Origin of the sequence: Citrobacter sp. Cf118 (assembly GCF_030334095.1) — a bacterium.
GTDB classification, from domain to species: domain Bacteria; phylum Pseudomonadota; class Gammaproteobacteria; order Enterobacterales; family Enterobacteriaceae; genus Citrobacter; species Citrobacter freundii.
In genome coordinates this window covers 422460-448109 of sequence record NZ_JAOWES010000088.1, presented here as the reverse complement: position 1 = coordinate 448109, position 25650 = coordinate 422460, and the positions used below count along the sequence as shown (strand labels likewise).

Genomic DNA, 25650 nt, shown 5'->3' with positions numbered 1-25650 from the left:
TTAGCAGGGCTAATGCGTTTCCTTTATCAAATCAATAAGCGTTAACTAACAACTTACTCAATCGAACCTAAAAGACAAAAGTAAAAAAGGCCCCCTATGCAGGGAGCCTCATTACCCGAGCTACCCGCAGGTAACGTCAGTGCCAGCAGGGCTGGCTATGTGTTGCGCTCTACATTACCTTAACAAAGGTCGTAACAGCGATTGGGATTACATCACCCAACTCAAGAAAGGGCAATCGACTGATGGTCGATCTTACCTATGGCTGCGATAGGTTTTGCAATTAAGCCCCCTTTCCTGCTGATTTTATAAGGAAAATCAATGTTTAAACGTACCTTACTTTTAACCCTGCTCCCTGCCGTGGTGCATGCCGAAGAACTGCCTGCTCCCGTTAAAGCTATTGAGAAACAGGGCATTACCATCCTGAAGCCCTTCGATGCACCGGGTGGAATGAAAGGCTATCTGGGAAAATACCAGGACATGGGGGTCACTATCTATGTCACGCCTGACGGTAAACATGCCATCTCCGGCTACATGTATAATGAAAAAGGCGAAAACCTCAGTAATGCGCTCATAGAAAAAGAGATCTATGCCCCTGCCGGACGTGAGATGTGGCAGCGAATGGAAAAAGCGTCGTGGATTCTGGACGGGAAAAAAGAGGCACCGGTTATTGTGTACGTGTTTGCCGATCCCTTCTGTCCCTATTGTAAACAGTTCTGGCAGCAGGCGCGTCCGTGGGTAGAATCCGGTAAAGTTCAGTTGCGTACATTATTGGTTGGCGTAATTAAACCTGAAAGTCCGGCCACCGCCGCTGCAATTCTGGCAGCCAAAGATCCGGCCAAAACCTGGCATGACTATGAGGCATCCGGCGGGAAAATGAAGCTGGAAATCCCGGTTTCGGTCCCTGCAGAGAAAATGAAGTTACTGAATATCAACCAAAAGTTGATGGATGATTTGGGGGCCAATGTAACGCCGGCTATCTATTACATGAGTAAAGACGATACGTTACAACAGGAAGTAGGCTTACCGGATAAAGAAAAATTAAACATTATCATGGGAAATAAATAAAAGTAACAAGATGAGTGATTGTTATCGTTCTCATATCAATCACTCATTTAAATTAACTTTACTGCTGAAAATTACGCAACTTGTGCTATTTTAGCTAAAGTTAATTATTCATTAAGCACACAAACATAAATTTAAAGAATAACTACCCTTTAAACTATTCTACAATTGAATTTTTCAATACATTACCATCACAGGAAGGTACGCATGGCTAACCTCTATGACCTCAAAAAGTTCGATCTCAACCTGTTGATTATATTTGAATGCATATATCAACATTTGAGCATCATTAAAGCGGCGGAAACACTGTATATTACACCCTCTGCTGTCAGTCAGTCATTGCAGAGACTGCGTACACAGTTTAATGACCCGCTGTTTATTCGCTCAGGTAAAGGAATCACCCCAACGACGACTGGAATTAACCTACATCAGCATCTTGAGAAAAATCTCAACAGTCTGGAGCAGACAATCAACATTATGCATAACTCCAGCCTGAAGAAAAAATTTATTATTTATTGCCCGCAACTAACAACAACTATTAATATCGCGGAAGTTATTCATTTTCTCAGAGAAGACTCACATGTCGAAATTGAGCACCGTGACATACTCATCACTGCTGAAAGTGCGGAAAACCTGTTGGCTTACAGAAAGGCAGACTTAGTCATTACTACCGCTCCAGTGAGTAATCGCTCGATCATATGTTCGCCATTTAAAACCATCGAAACAGTATTAGTCTGTAACAAAAACCATCCCAGAATTAATGGAAAAACCACGCTTGAAAATATATTAAAAGAACAGTTTACGCAGCTTCTTTCTGAAGACCCGGGCATTAAAGAATACAGGCAACAAACCAAATTCTTTCTGGAAAATCGTGACATTGGTTTCCGTAGCGACTCATTAATAACGATTGCTAATATCATTTCAAATACAGATATCATTGGTTTACTACCAACAGCAATTTATGAGCAATATGCCGGCACATTTAATTTAAAAGAAATTAACACCGAGTTACCACTACCTAAAATAAATTTATTTTTGATGTATAACAGAGCGTCACTCAATAATACTGGGTTTGACGATTTCATTAAAAAAATAGACGGCAAGCACAGCCTAAAAACTAACAAGTAGACCTTTATCAATTCATTTTGAATTTGTATGAATAAATGCGATTCAAAATAATTATGAATACATTAAAAAAGTTGCACCCAATAAAAATTAGCATATCTTATTGTCAGCATTTGTTATTATTTTGAATAATAATTCTGATATGAGTTCAATATGTCTATTTATAAAATCCCGCTTGGTCAAAACGTGCTGGAAGCCGCTCTGGAGCGCATAACCTGGACACTTGAAACCCTACCTCGTGTTTGTGTCTCCTTTTCCGGCGGGAAGGATTCAGGGCTAATGCTACATCTGACAGCCATGCTTGCACGCCAACTGCATAAAAAAATAAATGTGTTGTTTATCGATTGGGAAGCACAATTCTCCTGCACTATCGACTATGTAGGAGCTCTACGTGAACATTATGCCGATGTCATCGAACAATTTTATTGGGTGGCCTTACCGCTCACTACCCAAAATTCACTGTCACAATTTCAACCCGAATGGCAGTGTTGGGAGCCGGGTACACAATGGGTTCGCCAGCCGCCCGCAGATGCCATAACCGATCCTGAATATTTCTCCTTCTATCAACCCGGCATGACTTTTGAACAATTTGTTCGTGAGTTCGCTGACTGGTTTTCAGAGAAACGTCCAGCCGCGATGATGGTGGGCATCCGCGCCGATGAGTCATATAACCGCTTTGTTGCCATTGCCAACTCGCAAAAACAGCGCTTTGCCGATGATAAACCCTGGACTACAAGCGCCCCCGGCGGACACACTTGGTATATTTATCCTCTCTATGACTGGAAAACCGCCGATATATGGACCTGGTTTGCAAAAACCAGAATGCCGTGTAATCCATTATACAATCTAATGTATCAGGCTGGTGTTCCCACGCGCTACATGCGTATTTGTGAGCCCTTTGGCCCAGAACAGCGTCAGGGATTATGGCTATATCATGTCATTGAACCCGAGCGCTGGGCGGCTATGTGCACCCGCGTCAGCGGTGTTAAAAGCGGGGGTATTTATGCCGGTCATGACAACCATTTTTACGGTCATCGGAAAATACTTAAACCAGAACATTTAAGCTGGCAGGAATATGCCATGCTGCTATTGAACAGCATGCCGGAGACTACCGCAGAGCATTACCGCAATAAAATCGCCGTCTATTTGCAGTGGTATAAGAAAAAAGGCATGGATAATATCCCGCAAACTCAGGAAGGCGATATTGGTTCGAAAGATATTCCTTCATGGCGACGTATCTGCAAAGTCCTGTTGAATAATGACTACTGGTGTCGGGCACTTTCATTCAGTCCAACGAAACCCAAAAACTACCAACGCTATAACGAACGTATGAAAACAAAACGCCAGGAATGGGGAATCTTATGCAACACCGACTAACTCAGGAACTCCTCGGCTTTCTTTCTGGCCTGTCAGAAGAAGAACGAATTGAAGCCATCAATGAATTCAGACGGGCGATACACAGCGTCAGTCCCTTTCGCGAGGAACCCGTAGATTGCGTACTTTGGGTTAAAAATGATCACATTTCACCCAATGACTACAACCCCAATAACGTTGCGCCGCCGGAGAAAAAGCTGCTGCTGAAGTCCCTTGAAGCAGACGGGTTTACACAGCCCATTGTGGTGGTTCACTCAACGGCAGAGGAATACGAAATTGTCGATGGTTTCCACCGCCACGAGTTAGGTAAAGCCAAAGCCTCACTGAGGCCCAGGCTTAAAGGATATCTGCCGGTTGCCTGTTTAGAACGAGAACGCCATGAGCGTATGGCGGCGACCATTCGCCACAACCGCGCCCGTGGGCGTCATCAAATCCACGCCATGTCCGAGATTGTCCGCGAGCTATCGCAACTGGGATGGAGTGAAGAAAGAATTGGCAAGGATCTCGGCATGGACAACGACGAGGTGTTACGCCTGAAGCAAATCAACGGTCTGCAAGAGTTGTTCGCCGACCGTCGATTCTCCAAAGCCTGGACGGTGAAATAGCTACAGCGACACCAGACGTTCAGCTGCTGTTAACAGCGTCGATTCTTGCTTGGCAAAACAGAGACGAATCAGTTTATGCGGGAAAGGATCGGCGCAGAACACCGACAGCGGTATCGCCGCAACGCCCACTTCAGTGGTCAGCCACTGGCAAAATTCCACGTCGTTAAGCGTGGAAACGGCGCTGTAATCGACCAGCAGAAAATACGTGCCTTCACACGGCAGAATTTCCAGTCGGCTGTCACGCAGAGCGTTCACCAACACGTCGCGTTTTTTCTGATAAAACGCAGGCAGCTCGCGATAGTGTGCAGGATCTTCTCGTAGCATATCCGCCAGGGCCAACTGAGCCGGCGTGTTGACGGAAAACGTCAGATACTGGTGTACCTTGCGTAACTCAGCGCTAATGGCGGCTGGCGCAACGCAGTAGCCAATCTTCCAGCCGGTCATATGGTAGGTCTTACCAAACGATGAAACAGCAACAGCGCGTTCCCGCAGCTGTGGATGTGCCAGCACACTGGCATGCCCTTGCCTGGCGAAACAGATATGCTCATAAACTTCGTCGCTGATGACAAAGATCTCGCGTTCTTTAATTGCTTGCCACAGCGCGTCAAAATCGGCGTGATGCCACACGGTGGCAGAAGGATTATGTGGCGTGTTCAGGATAACCAATCGGGTACGGTCGCTGAGTAAGGCACTAAAAGCCTGCCAGTCGACGCGAAAAGACGGTGGTTGCAGCGCGATACGTTTAACCACCCCGCCGGATAATTCAACCGCAGGCGCATAGCTGTCGTAGCTCGGGTCAAAACAAATCACCTCATCACCTGGGCGCACCAGCGCAGTGATCGCGGCATACAGCGCTTCTGTGGCCCCCGCCGTGATGGTCACTTCACTATTCGCGTCAGGTTTGTAACCGTACAGGTCTGCCGTTTTATCCGCGATGGCTTCGCGCAGCGCCTGCACGCCCGTCATCGGTGCATACTGGTTTGCACCGTGCGCGACGTGATACGCCAGACGCTCCTGCAAAAAGAGCGGACCGTCAAAATCAGGAAATCCCTGCGAGAGATTAATGGCCTGATGCTGCTGCGCCAGCGCACTCATTTGCGTGAAGATAGTAGTGCCCAGGTTAGGCAGTTTGCTTTGCGGAATCAGCGGGTTATTACTCATTATTGTTATCCCAGCGTGTGATGTTGTGGTTGAAGCCACTATAACACGATGCTAGTATTTGGCAATCAAGACGTTCAGACGTCTATATAAAAATAACCTGCCTGGACAGGACAGCCAAAGGACAACACAACATGAGTAATACCGAGATTCGCGTCGTCACCGGCCCGGCCAACTATTTTTCCCATCCCGGCAGCCTGTCGAGACTCAACGATTTTTTCACTGCCGACCAACTTTCACGCGCCGTATGGGTTTATGGTGAGCGCGCTATCGATGCGGCCCGCCCTTATCTGCCAGAGACATTTCATCTCGCCGAGGCTAAGCGCCTGCTGTTTACGGGACATTGCAGCGAAACCGATGTTGCTCAACTGGCAAAAGAGTCGGGAGAGAATCGCAGCGTGGTGATTGGCGTGGGCGGAGGAACATTGCTCGACACCGCTAAAGCGTTGGCCCGTCGTCTGGATCTGCCGTTTGTCGGTATTCCTACGATTGCGGCGACCTGCGCTGCCTGGACGCCGCTCTCCGTCTGGTATAACGATGCAGGCCAGGCGCTGCATTTTGAAATTTTCCCTGATGCCAATTTCCTCGTTCTGGTCGAACCCGAGATCGTTCTCAATGCGCCAGAGGAATATCTACTGGCGGGGATCGGCGACACGCTGGCGAAGTGGTACGAGGCCGTCGTGCTTGCGCCTCAGCCAGAAAACCTGCCATTAACTGTTCGTCTGGGTATCGATGCCGCGCAGACGATCCGCGACGTCCTGCTGGAAAGCAGCGAGCAGGCGCTGACAGACAAACAACAAAGCTCGTTAAGCCGCGCGTTTTGCGATGTAGTGGATGCGATTATTGCCGGAGGCGGCATGGTTGGTGGTCTGGGCGAGCGCTACACCCGCGTGGCGGCGGCACATTCTGTTCACAATGGCCTGACCGTCCTCCCACAAACAGAGAAGTTTTTACATGGCACTAAAGTGGCGTACGGCATCCTGGTGCAGAGTGCGTTGTTGGGACAAGATGCCGTGCTGGTGCAGTTAATTACCGCCTATCAGCGCTTCAACCTGCCAACCCGATTAGCTCAACTGGACGTGGATATCAATAATCGCGCAGAAATCGACAAAGTGATTACGCACACCCTGCGCCCGGTGGAGTCCATTCACGCCCTGCCGGTAACGTTAACGCCGGAGACACTGCGCGCAGCATTCGAAAAGGTAGAGTCGTTTACGGTATGATTAGGGTATGGGATGCCTGATAGCGGCTTCGTCTTATCAGGCCTACGACGACTAATTATAACGGCAAATGCGATGTTGTAGGCCGGATAAGCGTCAGCGCCATCCGGCAAAAAATCAACAGCACTTCGCGCCGCCTTTCCCCCCATATCGCGCATCCTGGCGCTCGCGGAAAAATTCTTCGTAGGTCATTGGCGTTTGGTCCGGATGCGTGACGCGCATATGTTCAACATAGTTGTCGTAATCCGGCACACCTATCATTAATCGGGCGGTTTGACCTAAATACTTCCCGGCTTTGGCGAGTGTTTCAAACATAGTGATTCCCTGTCGTACAAACGCCCTCCCCGTTCAGGAGAGGGCTCATTGGTTAAGAGAATATTAGTGCGCGCCTTTCGCCTGCGCCACGATCTCTTCGACATTCTCAGGCATCGGCTCGTACGGCGTCTCTTTCGAAGTTGGTTTGTCCTCTTTCAATGCTGCCAGCGCAGTTTTGATGGAGAACAGACCCAGCACCACAACGACTACCATGAAGAAGATGGTGAGACCCGCATCCAGGCGGTTGTTAAACACGAGCTGCGTCAGCTGCGACTGGGTGTACTGCGCCGGAATGTTACCGCTGTCGATCATCGCCTGGAATTTGTTGGCGATAGCCAGGAAGCCGATTTTTGCATCCGGGCTAAACGCTTTCTGCCAGCCAGCGGTCAGGGTACAAATCAGCAGCCAGGCGGTTGGGACCAGTGCCACCCACGCGTAACGCTGGCGTTTCATCTTGAACAGCACCACAGCACAGAGCATCAACGCCATACCGGCCAGCATCTGGTTAGCAATACCAAACAGCGGCCACAGGGTATTAATACCACCCAGAGGATCCACCACGCCCTGGTGTAAGAAGTAACCCCAGGCCAGCACGCACAGCGCCGTCGCCAGCAGGTTCGCAGGCAACGAATCGGTACGTTTCAGGCCCGGTGACACCACGCCCAGCAAGTCCTGCAGCATAAAGCGCGCAGCGCGTGTACCGGCATCAACCGCCGTCAAAATAAACAAAGCTTCAAACAGAATGGCGAAGTGATACCAGAACGCCACATCCATCATGCCACCCAGTGCGCCATGCAGAATGTACGCCATCCCGACGGCCAGCGTCGGCGCACCACCTGCGCGGGAGATAATGGATTGCTCACCCACTTCATTGGCGATTTGGTGCAGAGTATCTGGCGTAATAGCAAAGCCCCAACTACTGACTACCTGTGCCGCAGAAGCCACTACATCAACCGTGCCCGCAGGAGCCAGCACCGCCATCGGGCTGTTCATCGCAAAGTACACGCCCGGATCGATGATGCACGCGGAAACCAGCGCCATAATGGCGACAAAGGATTCCATCAGCATTCCGCCGTAGCCGATAAAGCAAGCCTGCCCTTCATTCGCCAGCATCTTCGGCGTGGTTCCGGAGGAGATCAGCGCATGGAAGCCAGATACCGCACCGCATGCAATGGTGATAAAAAGGAACGGGAACAGGTTACCGGTCCAGACCGGGCCAGTACCGTCAACAAACTTGGTCAGAGCTGGCATGGTCAGCGTCGGACGCATGATCAGAATCCCTACCGCCAGACCAACAATGGTGCCGATTTTCAGGAAGGTAGAGAGGTAATCACGCGGGGCCAGCAGCAGCCACACCGGCAGCACGGCGGCGACAAAACCGTAGCCCACCAGCATCCAGGTCAGCTGTACGCCGGTAAAGTCAAAGTACGGTGCCCAGGTCGGGCTTTCCGCTACCCAGCCGCCGGAAATAATGGCAAACACCAGGAATACCAGACCGATGACCGACACTTCACCAATGCGGCCCGGGCGCAGATAGCGCAGGTAAATCCCCATAAAAATCGCCAGCGGGATAGTGAACGCTACGGTGTAAGTTCCCCACGGGCTGTGGGTCAGCGCTTTCACGACAATCATCGCCAGTACCGCGAGGATAATCACCATGATCATAAAACAGGCCACCAGCGCAATAACACCCGCCGTAGGGCCCATCTCTTCTTTCACCAGTTCGCCAAGGGAACGACCATCGCGACGGGTAGAAACAAACAACACCATGAAGTCCTGCACCGCCCCTGCCAGTACCACCCCGGCGAGCAGCCAGATCATACCCGGCAGATAGCCCATTTGCGCCGCCAGCACCGGTCCAACTAACGGACCCGCTCCAGCAATCGCCGCAAAATGGTGACCAAACAGTACTTTTTTATCGGTGGGAACATAATCCAGACCATCGTTATGACGCACGGCTGGCGTCATACGCGTCGGGTCCAGCGCCAGTACATTTTTCGCGATGTACAGGCCGTAGAAACGGTAAGCGATAAGGTAGACACAGACCGACGCCACGACTATCCACAACGCGTTGATCTGTTCACCACGATTTAACGCAATATATCCCAGGGCAAATGCTCCGATAACGGAGAGCAATGTCCAGAGGAGGTATTTCCCTGATTTATTCATAGTTGTTGTCCGTTTGCGTGATCCAGAAAGATGTTACATTTTGTTTCTATAACATCTTTCCTGATTTTAACAACCTGACAACCACATAAACCTGAGGCATCACTGACTATTTACATTGCATTGTTAACTGGATCACCTTTGCTACAACTATAGCTGAAACAATTACGTTACTTATGCGGCTGGGCCAGCGTTTTGCTTGCTCAGGAGGCCAATTACAGAATTCATCATCAACATAGATACATTTACAGTAAATTATAATTATTTAGCATTTCATCACTCTGGCGATGTGCCCTTATTTTAAAACCATAAGTAGCAACATCCTTAATTATAAAACCATTAATAATCTTAGGATATTCTCATTTTTTATACATGGAGTGCTTTTATTAATCCTGATAAAAAAATCAGACATCAAAAGCTACCTTTAGCGATACCCCTACCTATAATCCAATGCAACATTGATTAAGTGAAATTACATAAAAATATCACCACCACCTTCTAACATATATTTAAAAAGCATACATAGAAACATCCAAAATCTTTTTACGCAGAATGTTATTCATTAATAGCGGCATAATTTTATAAGGATATAAATAATGAATAAATGCTATCGCATTGTCTGGAATATCGCGCGAAACATGTTCATCGTCGTGTCAGAACGCTCTCGTGGCGATAATCGGGTACGAACCACCGTTGCCGGGGTGCTTTTATCAACCGTCGGCATCATGACCAGCGCCGCCCTTGCCGCAGATAAAGGCCCACAGAGCGGAGAAACCATCATCCTGAACAATGGTGACACTATAACGTCATTATCAGGAGAGACGGGTATCGATAGCACCGTGACCGGTGGTCAAGGAGTGCAAATTGAGGGTAAGGCATCAATTAACGTTACGGGGGATAGCGGTTCAATCGGCGTTAAACTCGATAACGGTGTGATAAATGATTTAGGAAACGATACACAGATTAACGTAACCGATACCGGTTCAACCACTACAAGCTCAACAAATGGTGTTTACATTAATAAAGTAAATCCAGGTACTCGCATCGATGCCAACAACCTATTAATTAACGTTGCCAGTAACAACACCGCCTATGGTGTTTATATTCACGGTATGGATTCATCTCTCGACTTCGGGCAAGGAAGCAAAATCAACGTTGAATCCCAGAACGGAAATAGTACCGGTGTCTTTTTCTATGATGGCGGTAATACATTCACCATGGATGGTGGCTCCATTCATGTCACCTCCAACTCCGCCGGTAAAGCGACGGGTATCGATACCTCCAGGGCAGAGAAAACCACGCTCAATCTGGGAGACAACACCCACATAGAAATCAACAGTGGTACCGAGAGAGGCAGTGGTCTCTATTTCGGCAAAGATACAACGCTCAATGCGAACGGCCTGGTTATCGATGTCACAACGGCAGACTCAGCAAATACCGTGATGATTTATGGAATCCAGACAGGGTCAAACAACCATATTAATCTGGGTGAAGGCAGTAAGATAACGCTCTCCACTCCAAGTGGAACGGCCTATGGATTGACGTCAGGAAGGGGAAGTCAGATCGCTGCTAATAACCTGACGATCGATGTATCCACTACCTCTACAGAACACACAAGTGGCCGCGGCGCAGACATCTCAGGCAACATCGACTTTGGCCACGACTCGACCATAACCGTGGCAGGCTTTTCCGAAGGATATGGTCTGTTTGTCGGAGATTATTCGGCGACAAAAAAAGAAGACGTCACTGCCGCAGCACATGCCGAAAACCTGACAATTGAAGTAACCGGCGGCAAAACCGAAGGTATCCGTATAGAGGGAGGTCTGGTAGATCTCGGTTCAGGCAGTTCCATCAGCGCCACCGGAACGGCATCAACTATTTACCTCACTGGCCGAGGATACGGGGAACTTGACGCGGATAACCTGACGGTAAAAACAGCGCAAGGAACAGCGATAACAGCCCAAAGTAGCATGTATGCCACAGTCGTTAATATTGGTGAAGGCAGTACGATCGACGGACGAATCGACACCGCCAAAACGTACGGACTGATAGCCAACACATCTTTTTCTGACCCATCAACGATCAATTTCAACGGTTCTCAGGATAATCGAAACACAATTTATGCCTCGGGAGGCTATGGCGCATCAGCACAATTTAGTGGTTCAACTATTAATATCTCCAATACCGACATCATTATGAACGGAGCCAATTCCTACGGGCTTTCGGCTATAGGCGATAACAGTTTTACCCGCGCAGGCATTATTAATGCCAGCAACATGAACATCGACATGACAGGAGCCATCAACGCTTCTGGCGTTATGGTTCAACAGGGCGGCATCGTCAATCTGAGTGGTGACACAACGATTAAAACCAACGACGATGGAATCGCTATCTGGGTACCTAAAGTGTCGTCCGGCAGCAATATATTGCCCGGTGGCACCATCAACGGTACGGGAAAAATGACGATTATCGGCGACATCGTTAACAGCGGCTGGGGATATATCAATCTGACAATGGATGCGGGATCTTATTTTGAGGGCGCAACATCCATCAATCACGACTTTAACACCCGGGGCCTGGACTCTGAGCTTAGCCTTACGCTCGCCGATCAAGGAAAATGGCTCGTTACTGACAGTTCAACCCTGACATCGCTGGACAATGCGGGTACCGTAGAACTGGCAGCCGACAGCACATTACATGCTAATAGCCTGACGTTGCAGGAAAGTAGCATCCTGAATGTTGATCTTAGCGCAGCAGCCCTGGCCAGCGCCAATAGCGCACCATTGATTACCGGGGGTGAGATTGCGTTAGGCGGTGATTTACATATCAGTAATAGCGGCAATGCGCTGGATATCGGTACACTCACCTCTGACGCTCAATTACAAGACATTGAAACTATTACGTTGATTGATACAGACACTGCAATCACCGAAGATTTTGCCAGCTTATCAACGGATACTGACTCAATACCGGATTACCTGTCAGTATTCGGACAAATCAGCGCCACAGATAACACCCAATACCAATTGGGTGTTGGCCTGAGCTGGTATGCCGGACAGTCTGGCTCCGTCGCCACCCCTGCTCACGGCACATTCACCCTCGATGGCGGCAAGCAGTTTACTGTCAATAGCCAACTGGAAGACGTCGCATCAGACACGCGCAGCGGTTGGGACGGTAAGAGCCTGACCAAAAAAGGAGAAGGCACACTCACTCTGACGTCGAATAACACCTATAGCGGTACCACCGCCGTGCAGGAGGGGACGTTATGGCTAACAGAGACAGGCGTTATTGGTGCCGCAGGCAGTCAGCAGTATGTCACCGTCGGGCAAGGTTCAACCTTAGGTGGCAATGGCGCCGTTAACAGCAACGTGGACAACGCTGGAACATTACGCTTTGGCGATAATACTGCCGCCCAAAGCGGTTTTATCATAAACGGTAATGTCACCAACAAGGGCAGTATCGCAAGCTCGGGGACGACGCCGGGCAATACATTGACTATTAACGGCAACTACACTGGCACTGGCGGTAACCTGACACTCAATACTTATTTAGGCGACGATAGCTCGCCGACCGATGAACTGATTGTAGCGGGTGACGTGGACGGTAAAACCACGCTGTACATCAACCAGGCTGGAGGGGAAGGCGCATTCACCGACCAGGGTATTGAAATTGTGAATGTTGGCGGTACATCAACAGATGATGCTTTCTCGCTGGGCAATCGGGTCCTGATTGGGCCGTACGAATATCGCTTATACGAAGATAATGAAAATTGGTATTTGCGCTCACAGGCGGAGACACCCGATGACGGGGGAGATATTACTCCTGTCGATCCTGACGACGATGGCAGTGACGTCACCCCTGTCGATCCCGACGACGGCGGCGGCGACGTAACCCCTGTCGACCCCGACGACGGCGGCAGCGACGTAACCCCCGTCGACCCCGACGATGGCGGCGGCGACGTAACCCCTGTCGACCCCGACGACGGCGGCAGCGACGTAACCCCTGTCGACCCCGACGACGGCGGCAGCGACGGTAAACCATCAAATCCACAATACCGTGCCGATATCGGCGCTTATCTGGGGAATCAGTGGCTGGCTCGCGAGCTACAAATGCAAACGCTTTTCGACCGTGAAGATAGCCAGTATCGTTCACATGAAGGCGACTTATGGCTACGTGTAAAAGGCGGAAACGCGGACTCTACTGCTGCGGATGGAAATGTCGACATGGACAGCGATTACGTCCAGTTCCAACTTGGCGGGGATATCGCCACCTGGAACAACGGTCAGCAAAGTCTGACGCTGGGACTCATGGGAAGCTATATCAATGGCAGTACAGATAGCACAGGAAACCGCGGCGCAGATGGCAGCCAGTTTTCAGCCACCGGAGATATCGACGGCTACAATTTGGGCGTTTACGCAACCTGGTATGCTGATGCTATGCGTCATCGTGGCTGGTATGTCGACAGTTGGTATCAATATGGTTTCTACGATAATAGCGTTGAAAACGGTGATGCAGGAACAACACATTACGACTCAACCGCCAACGCGCTCTCTCTGGAAAGCGGCTATCGATATACGATGGACTTCGCCAGTAACCAATCGTTAAGTCTGATACCGCAATTACAGGTTGTCTGGCAAAGCTACAAAGCGGACAGCGTGCAAGCACACAATACGCGTATTGACGGTCAAAATAGCGAAAACTGGACCACTCGCCTCGGTCTTCGCGTCGAGGGTTCGTCACCGACAACCAATGCGGTTCTTCAGCCATTCGCCGAAGTCAACTGGCTACATATGACCGATGATATGGCGGTATCCTTTGATAACTCAGCGGTAAACCTGGATCTTCCCGCCGATCGCGCTGAAATAAAACTCGGGATCCAGGCCGCTATCAACAATCAATGGAACATTAGCGCGCAGGCAACAGGGCAGAAAGGAAACAACGATTTCAGCGATCTCAGTGGCAGCGTTAACCTGCACTATAGCTGGTAATCTACACAAAAACGCGTCTGGTATGCTCAGACGCGTTTTATCTTTCACCCCATCACCGCCGTGCCTAAACGGCAGGTGCAACAGCGTCGTCCCTGCTCATCAAAGATGACGATATCCCAGCTTTGATTTTGACGCCCAAGATGCAACGGCTGACAAACGCCGCGTACTTTCCCCTGCGATACCGCCCGATGATGCGTGGCGTTTAGTTCCGTCCCCACCACACACTGCCCGTCGCGCGTCATCAGATAACCCGCCATCGAACCCAACGTTTCCGCCAGGGCCGCCGACGCGCCGCCATGCAGCAGGCCAAACGGCTGATGCGTTCGGCTATCCACCGGCATTTCGGCTTCCAGCACATCATCACCCAGTCGGGTATAGACCATTCCCAGATGCGCCACCATCGTGTTCTGACTGGTGGCATTGAGTTCATCCAGCGTCAAATGACGTTTCCAGATCATCGTCATGCCCCCAGCGTGGAACCGCCGTCCACCACGATATCCTGTAATGTAATGTGGCTGGCCAGATCGGAAGCGAGGAATAAAATAGTGTTGGTGATCTCTTGCGGCCGGGCGATTTTCCCCAGCGGAATCCCAAGCTTAAACTGCTCGCCAAATCCACGAATGCGCTGTTGCTCCGCGTCATCGCTGACCCACAGCGTACGCTGCATGTCGGTATCGGTCGACCCCGGAGAAACCACGTTACAACGCACACTGCTGCCTGCCAGTTCAAGTCCGACGGTCAGCGCCAGGCTTTTCAACGCGGCCTTTGACGCACCGTAAGCACTCATGCCGATACGCGGCGTGTGCGCCGCATCCGACGCGACGGTCACGATCGCCCCGCCCTGCTGGCGACGAAACTGCGCCATCGTCTGCTGAAACAGATTGAACGCTCCGCCAACGTTAACCGCAAACGTCTGCTGCCACTCCTCAGCGCTTAGCGCATCGGTGGCACCCATACGCAAAATACCTGCGGCATTGACCAACACATCCAAACGCTCGCGCGCTTTGAGGACGCGCTGGCACACCTCAGCTACCTGTCCGGCATTCGCCACATCCAGCACTTCGGTCGTAAACGGGTAGTTATCCTGAGGAAATTCGCGATCGAATCCAGTCACCTCAGCACCTGCATTCGCAAACGCCAGCGCCGTGGTGTAGCCAATCCCTTTTCCCGCCCCGGTTACCCAGACGGTTTTCCCGGCAAAATCAAATCCGGCCATTACTTCACCTCGCGGGAGAGCAGAGCCCACCATGCGTCAATGGTCGGTTTTTTCGCCAGCATCACGAAATCAATATCACCATGAACCTTACGCCAGCGCGCCGCCAGCGCCATCATGCGCACGGAATCCAGCCCATAGTCGATCAGGTTTTCGTCATCCATCGGCTCTTCGGACTCATCCAGCAGCGGCAGAATAACGCTGCGCAACGCATCTTTACTGGCCGGAACCGGCATCGGTAATAATTCCTGGGTCATAACCACACGCCCGGAACGTCCCGCCACGTATTTCAGCGACATCAAGTGTTCATCACGGCTAAAGTCCGCCAGCGCATCGGCAACCATAAACGGCTTGATGTCACGCATGAAAGCGTCAGTTGCGGTGGTCATACAGCCAATATGCGCATACACCCCGGTAATGATCAGTTGATTACGCCCGGTTTCCTTGAGCATCTGTTCCAGCGGGGAGCGATGAAATGCGCTATAACGCCATTTCACCAGAATGGTATCCGCTTCATCCGGCGCCAGCGCCTCAACGATCTTTTGTTGTTCCGGCGAACGCGTCAGGCCCGGTCCCCACATATCATTGAGCAGAGCGCGGTCTTCATCACTCTGCTCTTTCGGTTGAGCGGTGTAATACACCGGAATATTATGCTCTTTGCAGTACTGGCGCAGCGCGGCGATGTTCGCGACGACCTGCTCCATCATCGGACAGTTATCGCCCCAAAAGCCGATAAAATAATCCTGCATGTCGTGGATCAGCAGCGCGGCGCGTTCAGGGTCAAATGCCCAGTCGACTTTGTTCACCGGAACATCAAGCGCCGTTGGTAGCGCATAAGCCTGCAGTTTAGGAATTGCCATTTCTATTTCTCCTTCAGGCCAGTGAACGTGATGCCAGCCACTGACGTAATTGTTTTTTATCTACCTTCCCCACTGGAGTCAGCGGTAATGACTCAACGCACTCAACACGATCGGGTAATTTGAATTCCGCCACACCCTGTTCGCGCAGAAAACGGCGCACCTGAACCGCGCGCAGCGGCTCTTTTACCACTAGCCAGGCACAGCTTTTCTCGCCCATCAGTTCGTCATCCATACTGACCAGCGCTGCATGGATAACCATTGGATGGCGCAGCAGCAGGTTTTCAATCTCTTCAGCAGCGATCTTCTCCCCGCCGCGGTTGATCTGATCCTTTTCGCGTCCCTGAACGGTGATGTAGCCATCCGGGTCGATAGCGATCAGATCGCCGGAACAGTAAAAGCCGTTGGCGTCAAAGGCGCTGGCATTATGCTCAGGGCTTTTGAAATAACCACGGAAGGTGTACGGACCACGTGTCATCAGGCGTCCGGTCTCTCCCTGGGCTAAGGGGTTGCCGTCAGCGTCTGCTACCCAGACTTCATCATCAGGACACATCGGGCGACCCTGGGTATTGATGATGCGCTCAGGACTGTCGTCCAGACGGGTGTAGTTCACCAGCCCTTCCGCCATGCCGAAGACCTGCTGCAACTGGCAGCCAATCTCAGCCGGAATACGCGCCGCAAGCGTGGCGGAAAGTCTCGCTCCACCGACCTGTAGCAGTTTCAGCGAAGCCAATTGCGCATTGCTGCCCCACTCCGCAATCGCCTGCAGCCACAGGCTCACCGCAGGTGGCACCAGCGCCGTGACGTTAACCTGATGCTGTTCAATCAGCGGGAAACACAGGGTAGCGCTCGGGTCGGCCGCCAGCACGACGGTTCCACCCGCAAGGAACACGCCCAGCGCGCCTGGCGAGCTCATGGCGTAGTTATGCGCCGCCGGGATTGCGCATAAATAACGCGTTTCCCCGGTGAAGTGGCAAATCTCATTGCTGCGACGTACGCTGTAGTAGTAATCGTTATGAGTGCGAGGAATCAGCTTTGGCGTCCCGGTCGTCCCGCCGGAAAGCTGGAAGTACGCCACCTCATCAGCGGGCGACGGTGTAGCAGTAAAATCAGTCGCAGGTTGGCTTATCGCCGTTTGTAGATTGTGTTCACCTTCGTCGTTGTGCAGTTGCACCACGCGCACTGAATTGTGTTCGGCCACAAAAGTGTTTAGAAAATCGTCCCCGCTAAACAGCGTATGCTGGCGATCGGCAATCAGCAGCGCCGGTTCAATCTGTTTGGCATAGGCGTTGAGTTCGTTACGCTGATGGCTGAACAGGGCCAGCACCGGAGCTACGCCCAGCTTGAGTAACGCAAAGAAGGTGATATACAGCTCAGCCACATTGCCCAGTTGTACCAGCGCGGTTTCACCGGGTTTAATCCCTTGGCGACGCAAACTGCAGGTTAGATTGTCAGCGGCCTGATTCAGCTGGCGATAGCTCAGGTGGCGTTCACCATCAATAACCGCCGTATGGTCGCTGTCGGCATGACGGGTCAGAATGTCGGTCAGCGGCAAATCCTGCCAGTAACCTTTTTCACGATACCTGCGGGCAAACTCTTCCGGCCAGCGGGTGAATGGAATACTCATTTTTGCTCCTTAAAACCAGTCCACAAGGCTCTTAATGCAGTCCAAAAACATTCAACATCGTGGATAGCTTGGCCCCCGTTTCACGCCATTCCGCAACCGGGGAAGAGGCTGGAACAATTCCTGCTCCGGCAAAGAAACGCACCTGATTGCGCAGCAGCTTCGCACAGCGGATCGTCACCACCCACTCACCGTTACCTTCGGCATCACACCAGCCGACAATACCGCCGAACAGTTCGCGATCGAACGGCTCCAGCTCGGCGATAAGCTTGCGCGCAATCTGATGTGGGAAGCCACTCAGTGCAGGCGTCGGGTGCAACAGGCACGCCAGCGTCAGGGCGTTTTCCTGCGCGTTGGCTTTACCTTCAAACGGCGTGCCGAGGTGCCAGAGCGTCGGCGTAGTAACCAGCTGCGGAGAAGAAGGCAGTTGCAGTTCACGGCTGCGATCGCGCAATACCGTTTTCATCGCTTGCGTCACCAGTTCGTGCTCATGGCGGTCCTTCTCAGATGCCAGCAGGCGGATCCCTGCTTCGCGATCCAGCACATCATCAGGCTGACGACGTGCAGAGCCCGCCAGCGGCAGAGAACTGAAACGCTCGCCTTCTTTGCGCAGAAGCAATTCCGGGCTGGCACCAATCAATACGCCGCCGTCTTCAATCGGCACATGGAAGTTGTAGCTCGCTGGATTTTGCGCCACCAGACGCTCCAGCAGCGCACCGCTGTCAATGTTGGCATCGGTGGTGATATCGATCAGGCGTGACAACACCACTTTGTCGACTTCCGGAGTAGACGTCAGCGCAGCCGCCCGGGCGACCATATCTTCAAAAAAGTCCTGTTCCGGGATCGATTTACGTTCCACGACGTTCAGCGACTGATGCGCGGTAAAGTAACGTGATGATTGCTGCTTCGCCGTACGAGAAAAGCTCTGCCACGATTGGGGAATAAACAGCGATGATGGCTGGCGGGTGTCAAAAGGGATCGCCCCGACCATGACAGGGTTCGCGATACCCTGCGATTTGGCATCAGCAAACAGTGCGTTCATTTTTTGTTGGAAAGGGCTGTCTGGCGAATCGCCATCAATTGCCGGTTCCGCATAGCGGGCGAAGCATCCTGACGTCGTAAAACTACGGTACGGCGACATAAAGAAAAAACTGTCGGGAGCGAGCGTCGGCATAGTCTGCGTTTTTTCCTCGGCCAGTGACGTATCCATATCATCCTCCAAAAATGATAAAGGCTCTAATAATGATTATCATTTATATTTTCGGTCGCTAACCTAAAAGTAAAGCGGCGGTATGTCAACTCTTGTGGTAGCACAATGTGCGACTTTGGCTTGCATCCTTGCTCACTAACAATGAAAATGAGAAGCATTACTTATATTGATAACAGGAAGCCGATTCGTGAGTCTCCCCTCTTTTTGCCGCACCGTGCTCTTACTGGCAGGTTTATCTCTTTCAGGAATTTCTTCAGGTCACGCCGCCGACTGGCCGCGTCAGGTTACTGACAGCCGCGGCACGCATACGCTGGAACATAAACCGCAGCGAATTGTCTCCACCAGCGTGACCCTCACCGGTTCGCTGCTGGCGATTGATGCCCCGGTCATCGCCAGCGGTGCCACTACGCCGAACAATCGCATCGGCGATGCGCAGGGCTTTTTACGCCAGTGGAGCGAAGTGGCAAAAGAACGCAAACTGAGCCGCCTGTATATCGGCGAACCGAGCGCGGAGGCCGTTGCGGCGCAAATGCCGGATCTGATTCTGGTAAGCGCCACCGGGGGCGATTCTGCCCTCGCGCTGTACGATCAGCTGTCCACCATTGCGCCAACGCTAATCATTAATTACGACGATAAAAGCTGGCAGTCGCTGCTGACCCAGTTAGGTGAAATTACCGGTCAGGAGCAACAGGCTGCTGCGCGTATTGCCGAGTTTGATAAGCAACTACAGGCAGTTAAGCAACGTATTACCCTGCCACCACAGCCGGTCAGCGCGCTGGTATATACCGCCGCGGCGCACAGCGCCAATCTGTGGACGCCTGAGTCAGCGCAAGGCAAGCTGATGGAGCAGTTAGGGTTCACGCTGGCAACGCTGCCTGCCAACTTGCATACCAGCCAGAGTCAGGGCAAACGCCACGATATCATCCAGCTTGGCGGTGAGAACCTGGCGGCAGGCCTGAACGGCGAAGCGCTGTTCCTGTTTGCTGGCGACAGCAAAGATGCCGATGCTATTTACGCTAATCCGCTTCTGGCGCATCTGCCAGCCGTACAAAATAAACGTGTTTACGCCCTGGGTACGGAAACCTTCCGTCTCGACTACTACAGCGCAATGCTGCTGCTGCAACGTCTGTCGGCTCTGTTTTAATTGCCAGCGCCGGATGCGGCTAACGCCTTATCCGGCCTACAATCCGTAGAGCACAACGCGATCAGACATTTACGGGAACTTGCCGGAATCGGCGCACTTCTCCCAACAACAGCAGCAGTAAAAGACCGACAATCACCAGCCCAAACCCACTCACGCTTGCCGAAGCAACTGGCGTCATCATCACGCCCAGACCACCTAACAACGCCGCGCCAATCGCATCGCCGGTGACGTTCTGTGCGGTCCACAAACCATTAATTCGCCCGAGCATCGCTTCCGGCGTCTGCGTCTGTAACAGGGTGTACTGCAACAACGAACTGACCGCACTTAGCCAGCCAAACAGCGCCAGGCAAATAACCCCAAGCTGCCAAACGGGCATCAAGCCAAACAGACCGATAGCCAGAAATGAAGCTACGGTCGATGCCAGCATGATCAGTCCCGGACGAAGACTGTGCGCCAGTTGTCCGCTGGTCAATGCACCCACGGCTGCCCCCAGCGGAATAGCCGCATACAGCAGGCCAATTTGCGCACTCGACATGTGCCAGTTAATCGCCAACGCCGGATACAGCACGCGCACGGCGCTCGCCATGGTTAACAGACCACCGAGCAGTGCAATACCGCCAATCAGTGGGCTGGCAAGCAGAAAGCGGAATGCTGCCAGCAGCGATTTCAGCGGATGCTCACGCGGCTGCGGCGGAGGCGGCAACGCGGGAAGACTCAGCAACGGTAGTAAGGTAATGAAGGTCCCCGCCGCCGCCAGTCCGTAGTTCCAGGCCACGCCGCCGGTCGCGAGCAGCACCCCTCCAAGCATCGGCGAAATTACCGATCCCAGACGCACCGTCAGCATGGTAATCGCCCCGGCCTGCATCAGATTCTCCCGCCCGACCAGCGCTGGCGTCGCTGCCAGTAAAGCAGTCACGCCCAGCGAAGCAAAGAAACCGTCCCATAAGCCAAGCAGATAAATTGCCAGTAACGACGGTTCGGGAAGTAACGCATTCAAACACAGGCCAATAAAGCCAATGCCACAGGTACCACGCGCCAGCAGGATCACTTTTTTACGCTCATAGCGGTCGGCCAGCACACCGCCCACCATCAGGCCAATAAACATTGCACTGCCGGTCAGCGTCACCGACAAACCGACCTGCCAGGTCGACTGGGTCATCATCTGGATTTGTACCGGAACCGCTACGCCGAGTAGCCCCAGAGAGACAATGGAAATAAAACGGGCGAGGAAGACTGCACGAAATGCAGGGTGGGTCTTTAACAGGCTGAGATTGAGCAGCCATGATTGTCGATTCATTACAGAGCCTTACCAGGTACTTTTTCAATATCCATTCGATGGCTGCACATGCTAACATATCCAAATAAGATCGATAACGATAATTACTATCATTATCAGGGAAGTTGATATGTCATGCTCTGTTTCCGCGACGCGCGCCTTCGCCGTGCCCGGACTATTGTTATTACTTGTTCTGACCACGGTATTAAGTCTGGTTATTGGCGCCAAGTCGCTACCTGCCTCCGTGGTGCTGGATGCGCTCACCGGCAGTTGTCAAAGCGCTGATTGCACCATCGTGCTTGACGCGCGACTCCCACGCACGCTGGCGGGGCTGCTCGCCGGTGGTGCGCTGGGCCTGGCTGGCGCATTAATGCAAACGCTCACGCGTAACCCTCTCGCCGATCCCGGCATTCTGGGTGTCAACTCCGGTGCCAGCTTCGCTATTGTGTTGGGTGCCGCGCTGTTCGGCTTTTCCTCTGCGCAAGAGCAACTGCTGATGGCCTTTTGTGGTGCGCTGGCTGCGTCGCTGATCGTAGCTTTTACCGGTAGTCAGGGCGGTGGGCAGTTAAGCCCGGTACGTCTGACGCTGGCGGGCGTTGCCCTGGGCGCGGTGCTGGAAGGATTATCCACCGGCATCGCCCTGCTCAACCCGGACGTTTACGATCAGCTGCGTTTCTGGCAAGCTGGCTCACTGGATATCCGCAGCCTGCAAACGCTGAAGGTTGTATTGGTACCAGTACTGATTGCCGCGGCTGTCGCACTGTTCCTCAGTCGTGCCCTGAATAGCCTGAGCCTCGGGAGCGACACAGCTACCGCGCTTGGTAGTAAAGTCGCTCGCACACAGTTTATTGGCCTGCTGGTTATTACCGTACTGTGCGGCAGCGCGACCGCGATTGTCGGTCCTATCGCCTTTATCGGCCTGATGATACCTCACATGGCGCGCTGGCTGGTGGGGGCGGATCACCGCTGGTCACTGCCCGTCACCCTGCTGGCAACCCCTTCTCTGTTACTGATTGCCGATATCATCGGTCGCCTGATTGTTCCCGGCGAGCTGCGCGTGTCGGTGGTCAGCGCTTTCATCGGCGCGCCGGTGCTTATCTTTCTGGTACGCCGTAAATCGCGCGGGGGTGGCGCATGATGCACCTCTCCCGCCGCCTGATAATCAGCAGCCTGCTGCTGGTTGCAGGTTGTCTCGTCATTGGTTTATGGAGCCTGCGTAGCGGCGTTGTTACGCTGGAAACCCAGCAAATTATTGCCGCCCTGCTCGGCGATGCGCCGCGCAGTATTACGCTGGTGGTGACCGAATGGCGTTTGCCACGCGTGCTCATGGCGCTATTGATTGGCGCAGCGCTCGGCGTGAGCGGCGCAATATTTCAGTCGCTGATGCGTAACCCACTGGGCAGCCCGGATGTGATGGGTTTCAATACCGGGGCCTGGAGCGGTGTGCTGGTGGCAATGGTGCTGTTCGGACAGCATCTTACCGCGATCGCGCTGGCGGCCATGCTCGGTGGGATCCTGACTTCTCTGGTGGTCTGGGCGCTCGCCTGGCGCAATGGGATCGACACCTTCCGGCTAATTATTATTGGTATCGGCATACGCGCCATGCTGGTGGCGTTCAACACCTGGCTACTGCTGAAAGCATCATTAGAAACCGCGCTAACGGCCGGACTGTGGAACGCTGGATCGCTCAATGGCCTGACCTGGGCCAAAACCTGGCCGTCTGCCCCGCTGATTATCATCATGCTGGTATGCGCCACATTGCTGGTACGCCGGATGCGCTTACTGGAAATGGGTGATGACAGCGCCTGTGCGCTTGGTGTCAGCGTTGAGCGCTCGCGTCTGATGATGATGCTGGTTGCGGTTGTACTGACCGCTGCCGCCACCGCGCTGGCGGGTCCTATCTCGTTTATTGCCCTTGTCGCGCCGCATATCGCGCGACGTATAAGCGGCACATCGCGCTGGGGATTAACCCTGTCAGCGCTGTGCGGCGCGTTGCTGCTGCTGATGGCGGATTTATGCGCCCAACAGCTGTTTATGCCTTATCAGCTTCCGGTGGGCGTTGTCACCGTAAGCCTCGGCGGTATTTATCTTATCGTCTTGTTAATTCAGGAGTCCCGCAAAAAATGACCGAATCAGTAGCCCGTTTGCGTGGCGACCAGCTAACGCTGGGTTATGGCAAGTTTACCGTGGCGGAAAACCTCAATGTGTCGATTCCCGACGGTCACTTCACCGCGATTATCGGGCCAAATGGCTGCGGGAAATCGACATTGCTGCGCACGCTTAGTCGCCTGATGACACCCGCGAACGGCAAGGTGTGGCTCGACGGCGAGCATATTCAACACTATGCCAGCAAGGAAGTCGCCCGAAGAATAGGTTTGCTGGCGCAAAACGCCACCACGCCGGGAGATATTACGGTACAGGAGCTGGTTGCCCGCGGGCGCTATCCGCACCAGCCGCTGTTTACCCGCTGGCGGCAAGAGGATGAAATTGCGGTCTCAAACGCCATGCAGGCGACGGGTATCACCCACCTGGCATCACAAAGTGTGGATACCCTTTCCGGCGGACAACGTCAACGTGCATGGATTGCGATGGTGCTGGCGCAGGAAACGTCGATTATGCTGCTTGATGAACCCACCACCTGGCTGGATATCAGTCATCAGATCGATCTGCTGGAACTGCTGAGTGAGTTAAACCGGGAAAAAGGCTACACGCTGGCCGCCGTTTTGCACGACCTGAATCAGGCCTGTCGCTATGCGACGCATCTGATTGCGCTGCGAGATGGAAAAATTATTGCCGAGGGTGCACCGAAGGAGATCGTCACCGCGCAGCTTATTGAAAAAATCTATGGACTGCGCTGTATGATTATCGACGATCCAGTTGCCGGAACGCCGTTAGTAGTGCCGCTTGGACGCAGCAAATAACACGCGTTATCGTAAGGCGGCTGGCTTGCCGCCATACGATAATTCATCACACCAGTTGCTGATCAATAAACGTCATTTTTTGCTTACGCGACACCATGGCATAGTTCAGCAGAACGCCACCACACGCCACCATTCCACCTAGTAATGCGGCCAGAATAACGATCATTGATTTAGCCGGGCCATCTTTTTTCACCGGCAGCGAAGGCGTAAGTTGATATTTAAACGGTGTGAATTTTACGTCGCTCACATTCATCGCTAACAGTTGCTCAACGTGATACTGCCGATTACGTAATTCACCGTTAATTTCAGCAACATCCGTTACTGATTTTTCTATTTCTAATTTACGTTCGATGCCGTCAGCACCCAGTGAAATAGAGAAATCGGGATCATCCTTCACCGCCTGGCCATTACTGTAGACCGGCTTTTTAATCCCGGCGGCATTGGCAATCTCCAGCGAGTAGTTCAGTCGCTGGATATTTGCTTCCAGTTGGTTCTTGAGTCTGACGCGATCCATCTCCAGCCTTTCTTTCTCGAAGCTGGTTTTGATGGATAGTTTATTGCGAATATCTTCCAGCGTTTCTTTCACTACAACATCAGAAATATACTGGATATAGCCCTTCAGCACAGCCTGGGCTTCTTCGGCTAGCGGCGCGGTAAAACTCAGCGTCCATGCGGTATACAGCGAGGTTTCATTCTTTTTTGCTGCATTGCTGTCGGTCGCTTTCATATTTTCACTGAGCCTCACGATTGCCCGGTGCAGGTCCATTTCGTCGATATCAGCGCCTTTCAATTGATCCATCACGTAAGGTGAAGAGCGCAGATATTCTTCTAACAATGAAGGCGACTGGAATTTTTTGATAAACAGGTTAAACACATCACCACGGCTAACGCTAATATCCATATCCAGCACGCGCAATTTGGTCAACGTATTCTCGAGACTCTGCCACTGGACCGGTTCTGCGGGGGTCACGATTGCCTGACTGGTCCATTTTTGCGGAAGCAGGAAAGATACCAGAATACCCACACAAGCAAAGGCGAAAACGGTCGCGATAATTTTCGTTCTTGCTCGCCATAAGATTTCGATTAGGTTCACTAAATCGATTTCATTTGCGTTTGCCGCTGGCTGAGGATAGCCAGTAAATTCCGAAACGTTATCTTGCTTAATATTTAATGATGACATGTTGCGTGACCTGAAAACTTTCCTAAAAGAAAAACATTTCTGTGGGAGAAGTCTACCAGCTAGTCAGAATTATCCGAAACACTCTTTGTGCTTGTCGCCCTACCAAAAATTATATTCGGAATTTATTCACCCCTTTCATCACCTTGCACTGCATAAAAATAACATCTCCACAACATATTTTTTACATTGTGGAGCTGTTCGATCATCGCGAT

20 protein-coding genes are annotated in these 25650 nt (G+C 52.1%); 10 read left to right on the top strand and 10 right to left on the bottom strand.

Features of this window, described 5'->3' with window-relative positions; genetic code table 11:
- The first annotated feature begins 318 nt into the window (after nucleotides 1–318).
- From dsbG to OGX67_RS22185, 4 genes are all read left to right on the top strand, one after another.
- On the top strand, nucleotides 319–1065 hold the full coding sequence (gene dsbG / locus OGX67_RS22200) for a thiol:disulfide interchange protein DsbG (protein ID WP_061548062.1): 747 nt from the start codon (nucleotides 319–321) through the stop codon (nucleotides 1063–1065).
- A gap of 204 nt (nucleotides 1066–1269) precedes the next feature.
- Nucleotides 1270–2190: a DNA-binding transcriptional repressor CitR gene (gene citR, locus OGX67_RS22195; protein WP_286527301.1), complete on the top strand. Its 921-nt coding sequence runs from the start codon at nucleotides 1270–1272 to the stop codon at nucleotides 2188–2190.
- A 150-nt stretch (nucleotides 2191–2340) separates the two neighbouring features.
- Nucleotides 2341–3564 carry a phosphoadenosine phosphosulfate reductase gene (locus tag OGX67_RS22190; protein WP_032948783.1) on the top strand — a complete coding sequence of 408 codons (1224 nt, stop codon included), beginning with the start codon at nucleotides 2341–2343 and terminating at the stop codon, nucleotides 3562–3564.
- A complete protein-coding gene (locus tag OGX67_RS22185) occupies nucleotides 3549–4166 on the top strand; it encodes an IbrB-like domain-containing protein (protein WP_003022071.1) in 618 nt (205 codons plus the stop codon). Before OGX67_RS22190 ends, OGX67_RS22185 begins: the two co-directional genes overlap by 16 nt.
- On the opposite strand, the gene OGX67_RS22180 is transcribed toward OGX67_RS22185, so the two are convergent.
- Nucleotides 4167–5327: a pyridoxal phosphate-dependent aminotransferase gene (locus OGX67_RS22180; RefSeq protein WP_071696167.1), complete on the bottom strand. Its 1161-nt coding sequence runs from the start codon at nucleotides 5325–5327 to the stop codon at nucleotides 4167–4169.
- Between the two features lie 131 nt (nucleotides 5328–5458).
- On the opposite strand from OGX67_RS22180, the gene OGX67_RS22175 reads away from it, so the two are divergent.
- Entirely contained in the window at nucleotides 5459–6547 is a 1089-nt protein-coding gene (locus OGX67_RS22175) for an oxidoreductase (RefSeq protein ID WP_257651654.1), read from the top strand.
- A 114-nt stretch (nucleotides 6548–6661) separates the two neighbouring features.
- Here OGX67_RS22175 and OGX67_RS22170 read toward each other — a convergent pair whose 3' ends face one another.
- Together OGX67_RS22170 and cstA are read right to left on the bottom strand one after the other, a co-directional pair.
- The gene (locus OGX67_RS22170) at nucleotides 6662–6859 is read right to left on the bottom strand and encodes a YbdD/YjiX family protein (protein WP_003022064.1); all 198 of its coding nucleotides are present in this window, start codon (nucleotides 6857–6859) and stop codon (nucleotides 6662–6664) included.
- 63 nt (nucleotides 6860–6922) lie between these two features.
- The gene (gene cstA / locus OGX67_RS22165; RefSeq protein WP_003022061.1) at nucleotides 6923–9028 is read right to left on the bottom strand and encodes a pyruvate/proton symporter CstA; all 2106 of its coding nucleotides are present in this window, start codon (nucleotides 9026–9028) and stop codon (nucleotides 6923–6925) included.
- Nucleotides 9029–9621: 593 nt separating this feature from the next.
- Here cstA and OGX67_RS22160 point away from each other — a divergent pair.
- Nucleotides 9622–14013: an autotransporter outer membrane beta-barrel domain-containing protein gene (locus OGX67_RS22160; protein WP_257651655.1), complete on the top strand. Its 4392-nt coding sequence runs from the start codon at nucleotides 9622–9624 to the stop codon at nucleotides 14011–14013.
- A gap of 44 nt (nucleotides 14014–14057) precedes the next feature.
- On the opposite strand, the gene entH is transcribed toward OGX67_RS22160, so the two are convergent.
- Genes entH through entC form a run of 5 tightly spaced genes read right to left on the bottom strand, consistent with a single transcriptional unit; the run spans nucleotide 14058 to nucleotide 18917 of the window.
- On the bottom strand, nucleotides 14058–14471 hold the full coding sequence (gene entH / locus OGX67_RS22155) for a proofreading thioesterase EntH (RefSeq protein WP_257651656.1): 414 nt from the start codon (nucleotides 14469–14471) through the stop codon (nucleotides 14058–14060).
- A 2-nt stretch (nucleotides 14472–14473) separates the two neighbouring features.
- Nucleotides 14474–15229 (bottom strand): 2,3-dihydro-2,3-dihydroxybenzoate dehydrogenase EntA, encoded by a 756-nt coding sequence (entA, locus tag OGX67_RS22150; protein ID WP_071696163.1) that lies wholly within the window; start codon nucleotides 15227–15229, stop codon nucleotides 14474–14476.
- On the bottom strand, nucleotides 15229–16086 hold the full coding sequence (locus tag OGX67_RS22145; RefSeq protein WP_257651657.1) for an isochorismatase: 858 nt from the start codon (nucleotides 16084–16086) through the stop codon (nucleotides 15229–15231). The genes entA and OGX67_RS22145 overlap by 1 nt, the downstream gene beginning before the upstream one ends.
- A 13-nt stretch (nucleotides 16087–16099) precedes the next feature.
- Nucleotides 16100–17710, bottom strand: a complete 1611-nt coding sequence (gene entE / locus OGX67_RS22140) for a (2,3-dihydroxybenzoyl)adenylate synthase EntE (RefSeq protein WP_257651658.1) — start codon at nucleotides 17708–17710, stop codon at nucleotides 16100–16102.
- 31 nt (nucleotides 17711–17741) lie between these two features.
- Nucleotides 17742–18917: an isochorismate synthase EntC gene (entC, locus tag OGX67_RS22135; protein ID WP_193339318.1), complete on the bottom strand. Its 1176-nt coding sequence runs from the start codon at nucleotides 18915–18917 to the stop codon at nucleotides 17742–17744.
- Between the two features lie 187 nt (nucleotides 18918–19104).
- Between entC and fepB the strand changes: the two genes are divergently transcribed.
- A complete protein-coding gene (gene fepB / locus OGX67_RS22130) occupies nucleotides 19105–20061 on the top strand; it encodes a Fe2+-enterobactin ABC transporter substrate-binding protein (protein WP_003835643.1) in 957 nt (318 codons plus the stop codon).
- 61 nt (nucleotides 20062–20122) lie between these two features.
- On the opposite strand, the gene entS is transcribed toward fepB, so the two are convergent.
- On the bottom strand, nucleotides 20123–21358 hold the full coding sequence (entS, locus tag OGX67_RS22125) for an enterobactin transporter EntS (RefSeq protein WP_257651659.1): 1236 nt from the start codon (nucleotides 21356–21358) through the stop codon (nucleotides 20123–20125).
- Nucleotides 21359–21467: 109 nt separating this feature from the next.
- On the opposite strand from entS, the gene fepD reads away from it, so the two are divergent.
- Genes fepD through fepC form a run of 3 tightly spaced genes read left to right on the top strand, consistent with a single transcriptional unit; the run spans nucleotide 21468 to nucleotide 24258 of the window.
- On the top strand, nucleotides 21468–22475 hold the full coding sequence (gene fepD, locus OGX67_RS22120; RefSeq protein WP_003835646.1) for a Fe(3+)-siderophore ABC transporter permease: 1008 nt from the start codon (nucleotides 21468–21470) through the stop codon (nucleotides 22473–22475).
- Nucleotides 22472–23464: an iron-enterobactin ABC transporter permease gene (gene fepG, locus OGX67_RS22115; RefSeq protein WP_003022026.1), complete on the top strand. Its 993-nt coding sequence runs from the start codon at nucleotides 22472–22474 to the stop codon at nucleotides 23462–23464. The genes fepD and fepG overlap by 4 nt, the downstream gene beginning before the upstream one ends.
- Nucleotides 23461–24258, top strand: a complete 798-nt coding sequence (gene fepC, locus OGX67_RS22110; RefSeq protein ID WP_003022023.1) for an iron-enterobactin ABC transporter ATP-binding protein — start codon at nucleotides 23461–23463, stop codon at nucleotides 24256–24258. Before fepG ends, fepC begins: the two co-directional genes overlap by 4 nt.
- A gap of 46 nt (nucleotides 24259–24304) precedes the next feature.
- On the opposite strand, the gene wzz(fepE) is transcribed toward fepC, so the two are convergent.
- Nucleotides 24305–25438 carry an LPS O-antigen length regulator Wzz(fepE) gene (gene wzz(fepE) / locus OGX67_RS22105; protein ID WP_257651660.1) on the bottom strand — a complete coding sequence of 378 codons (1134 nt, stop codon included), beginning with the start codon at nucleotides 25436–25438 and terminating at the stop codon, nucleotides 24305–24307.
- Nucleotides 25439–25650 lie beyond the last annotated feature (212 nt).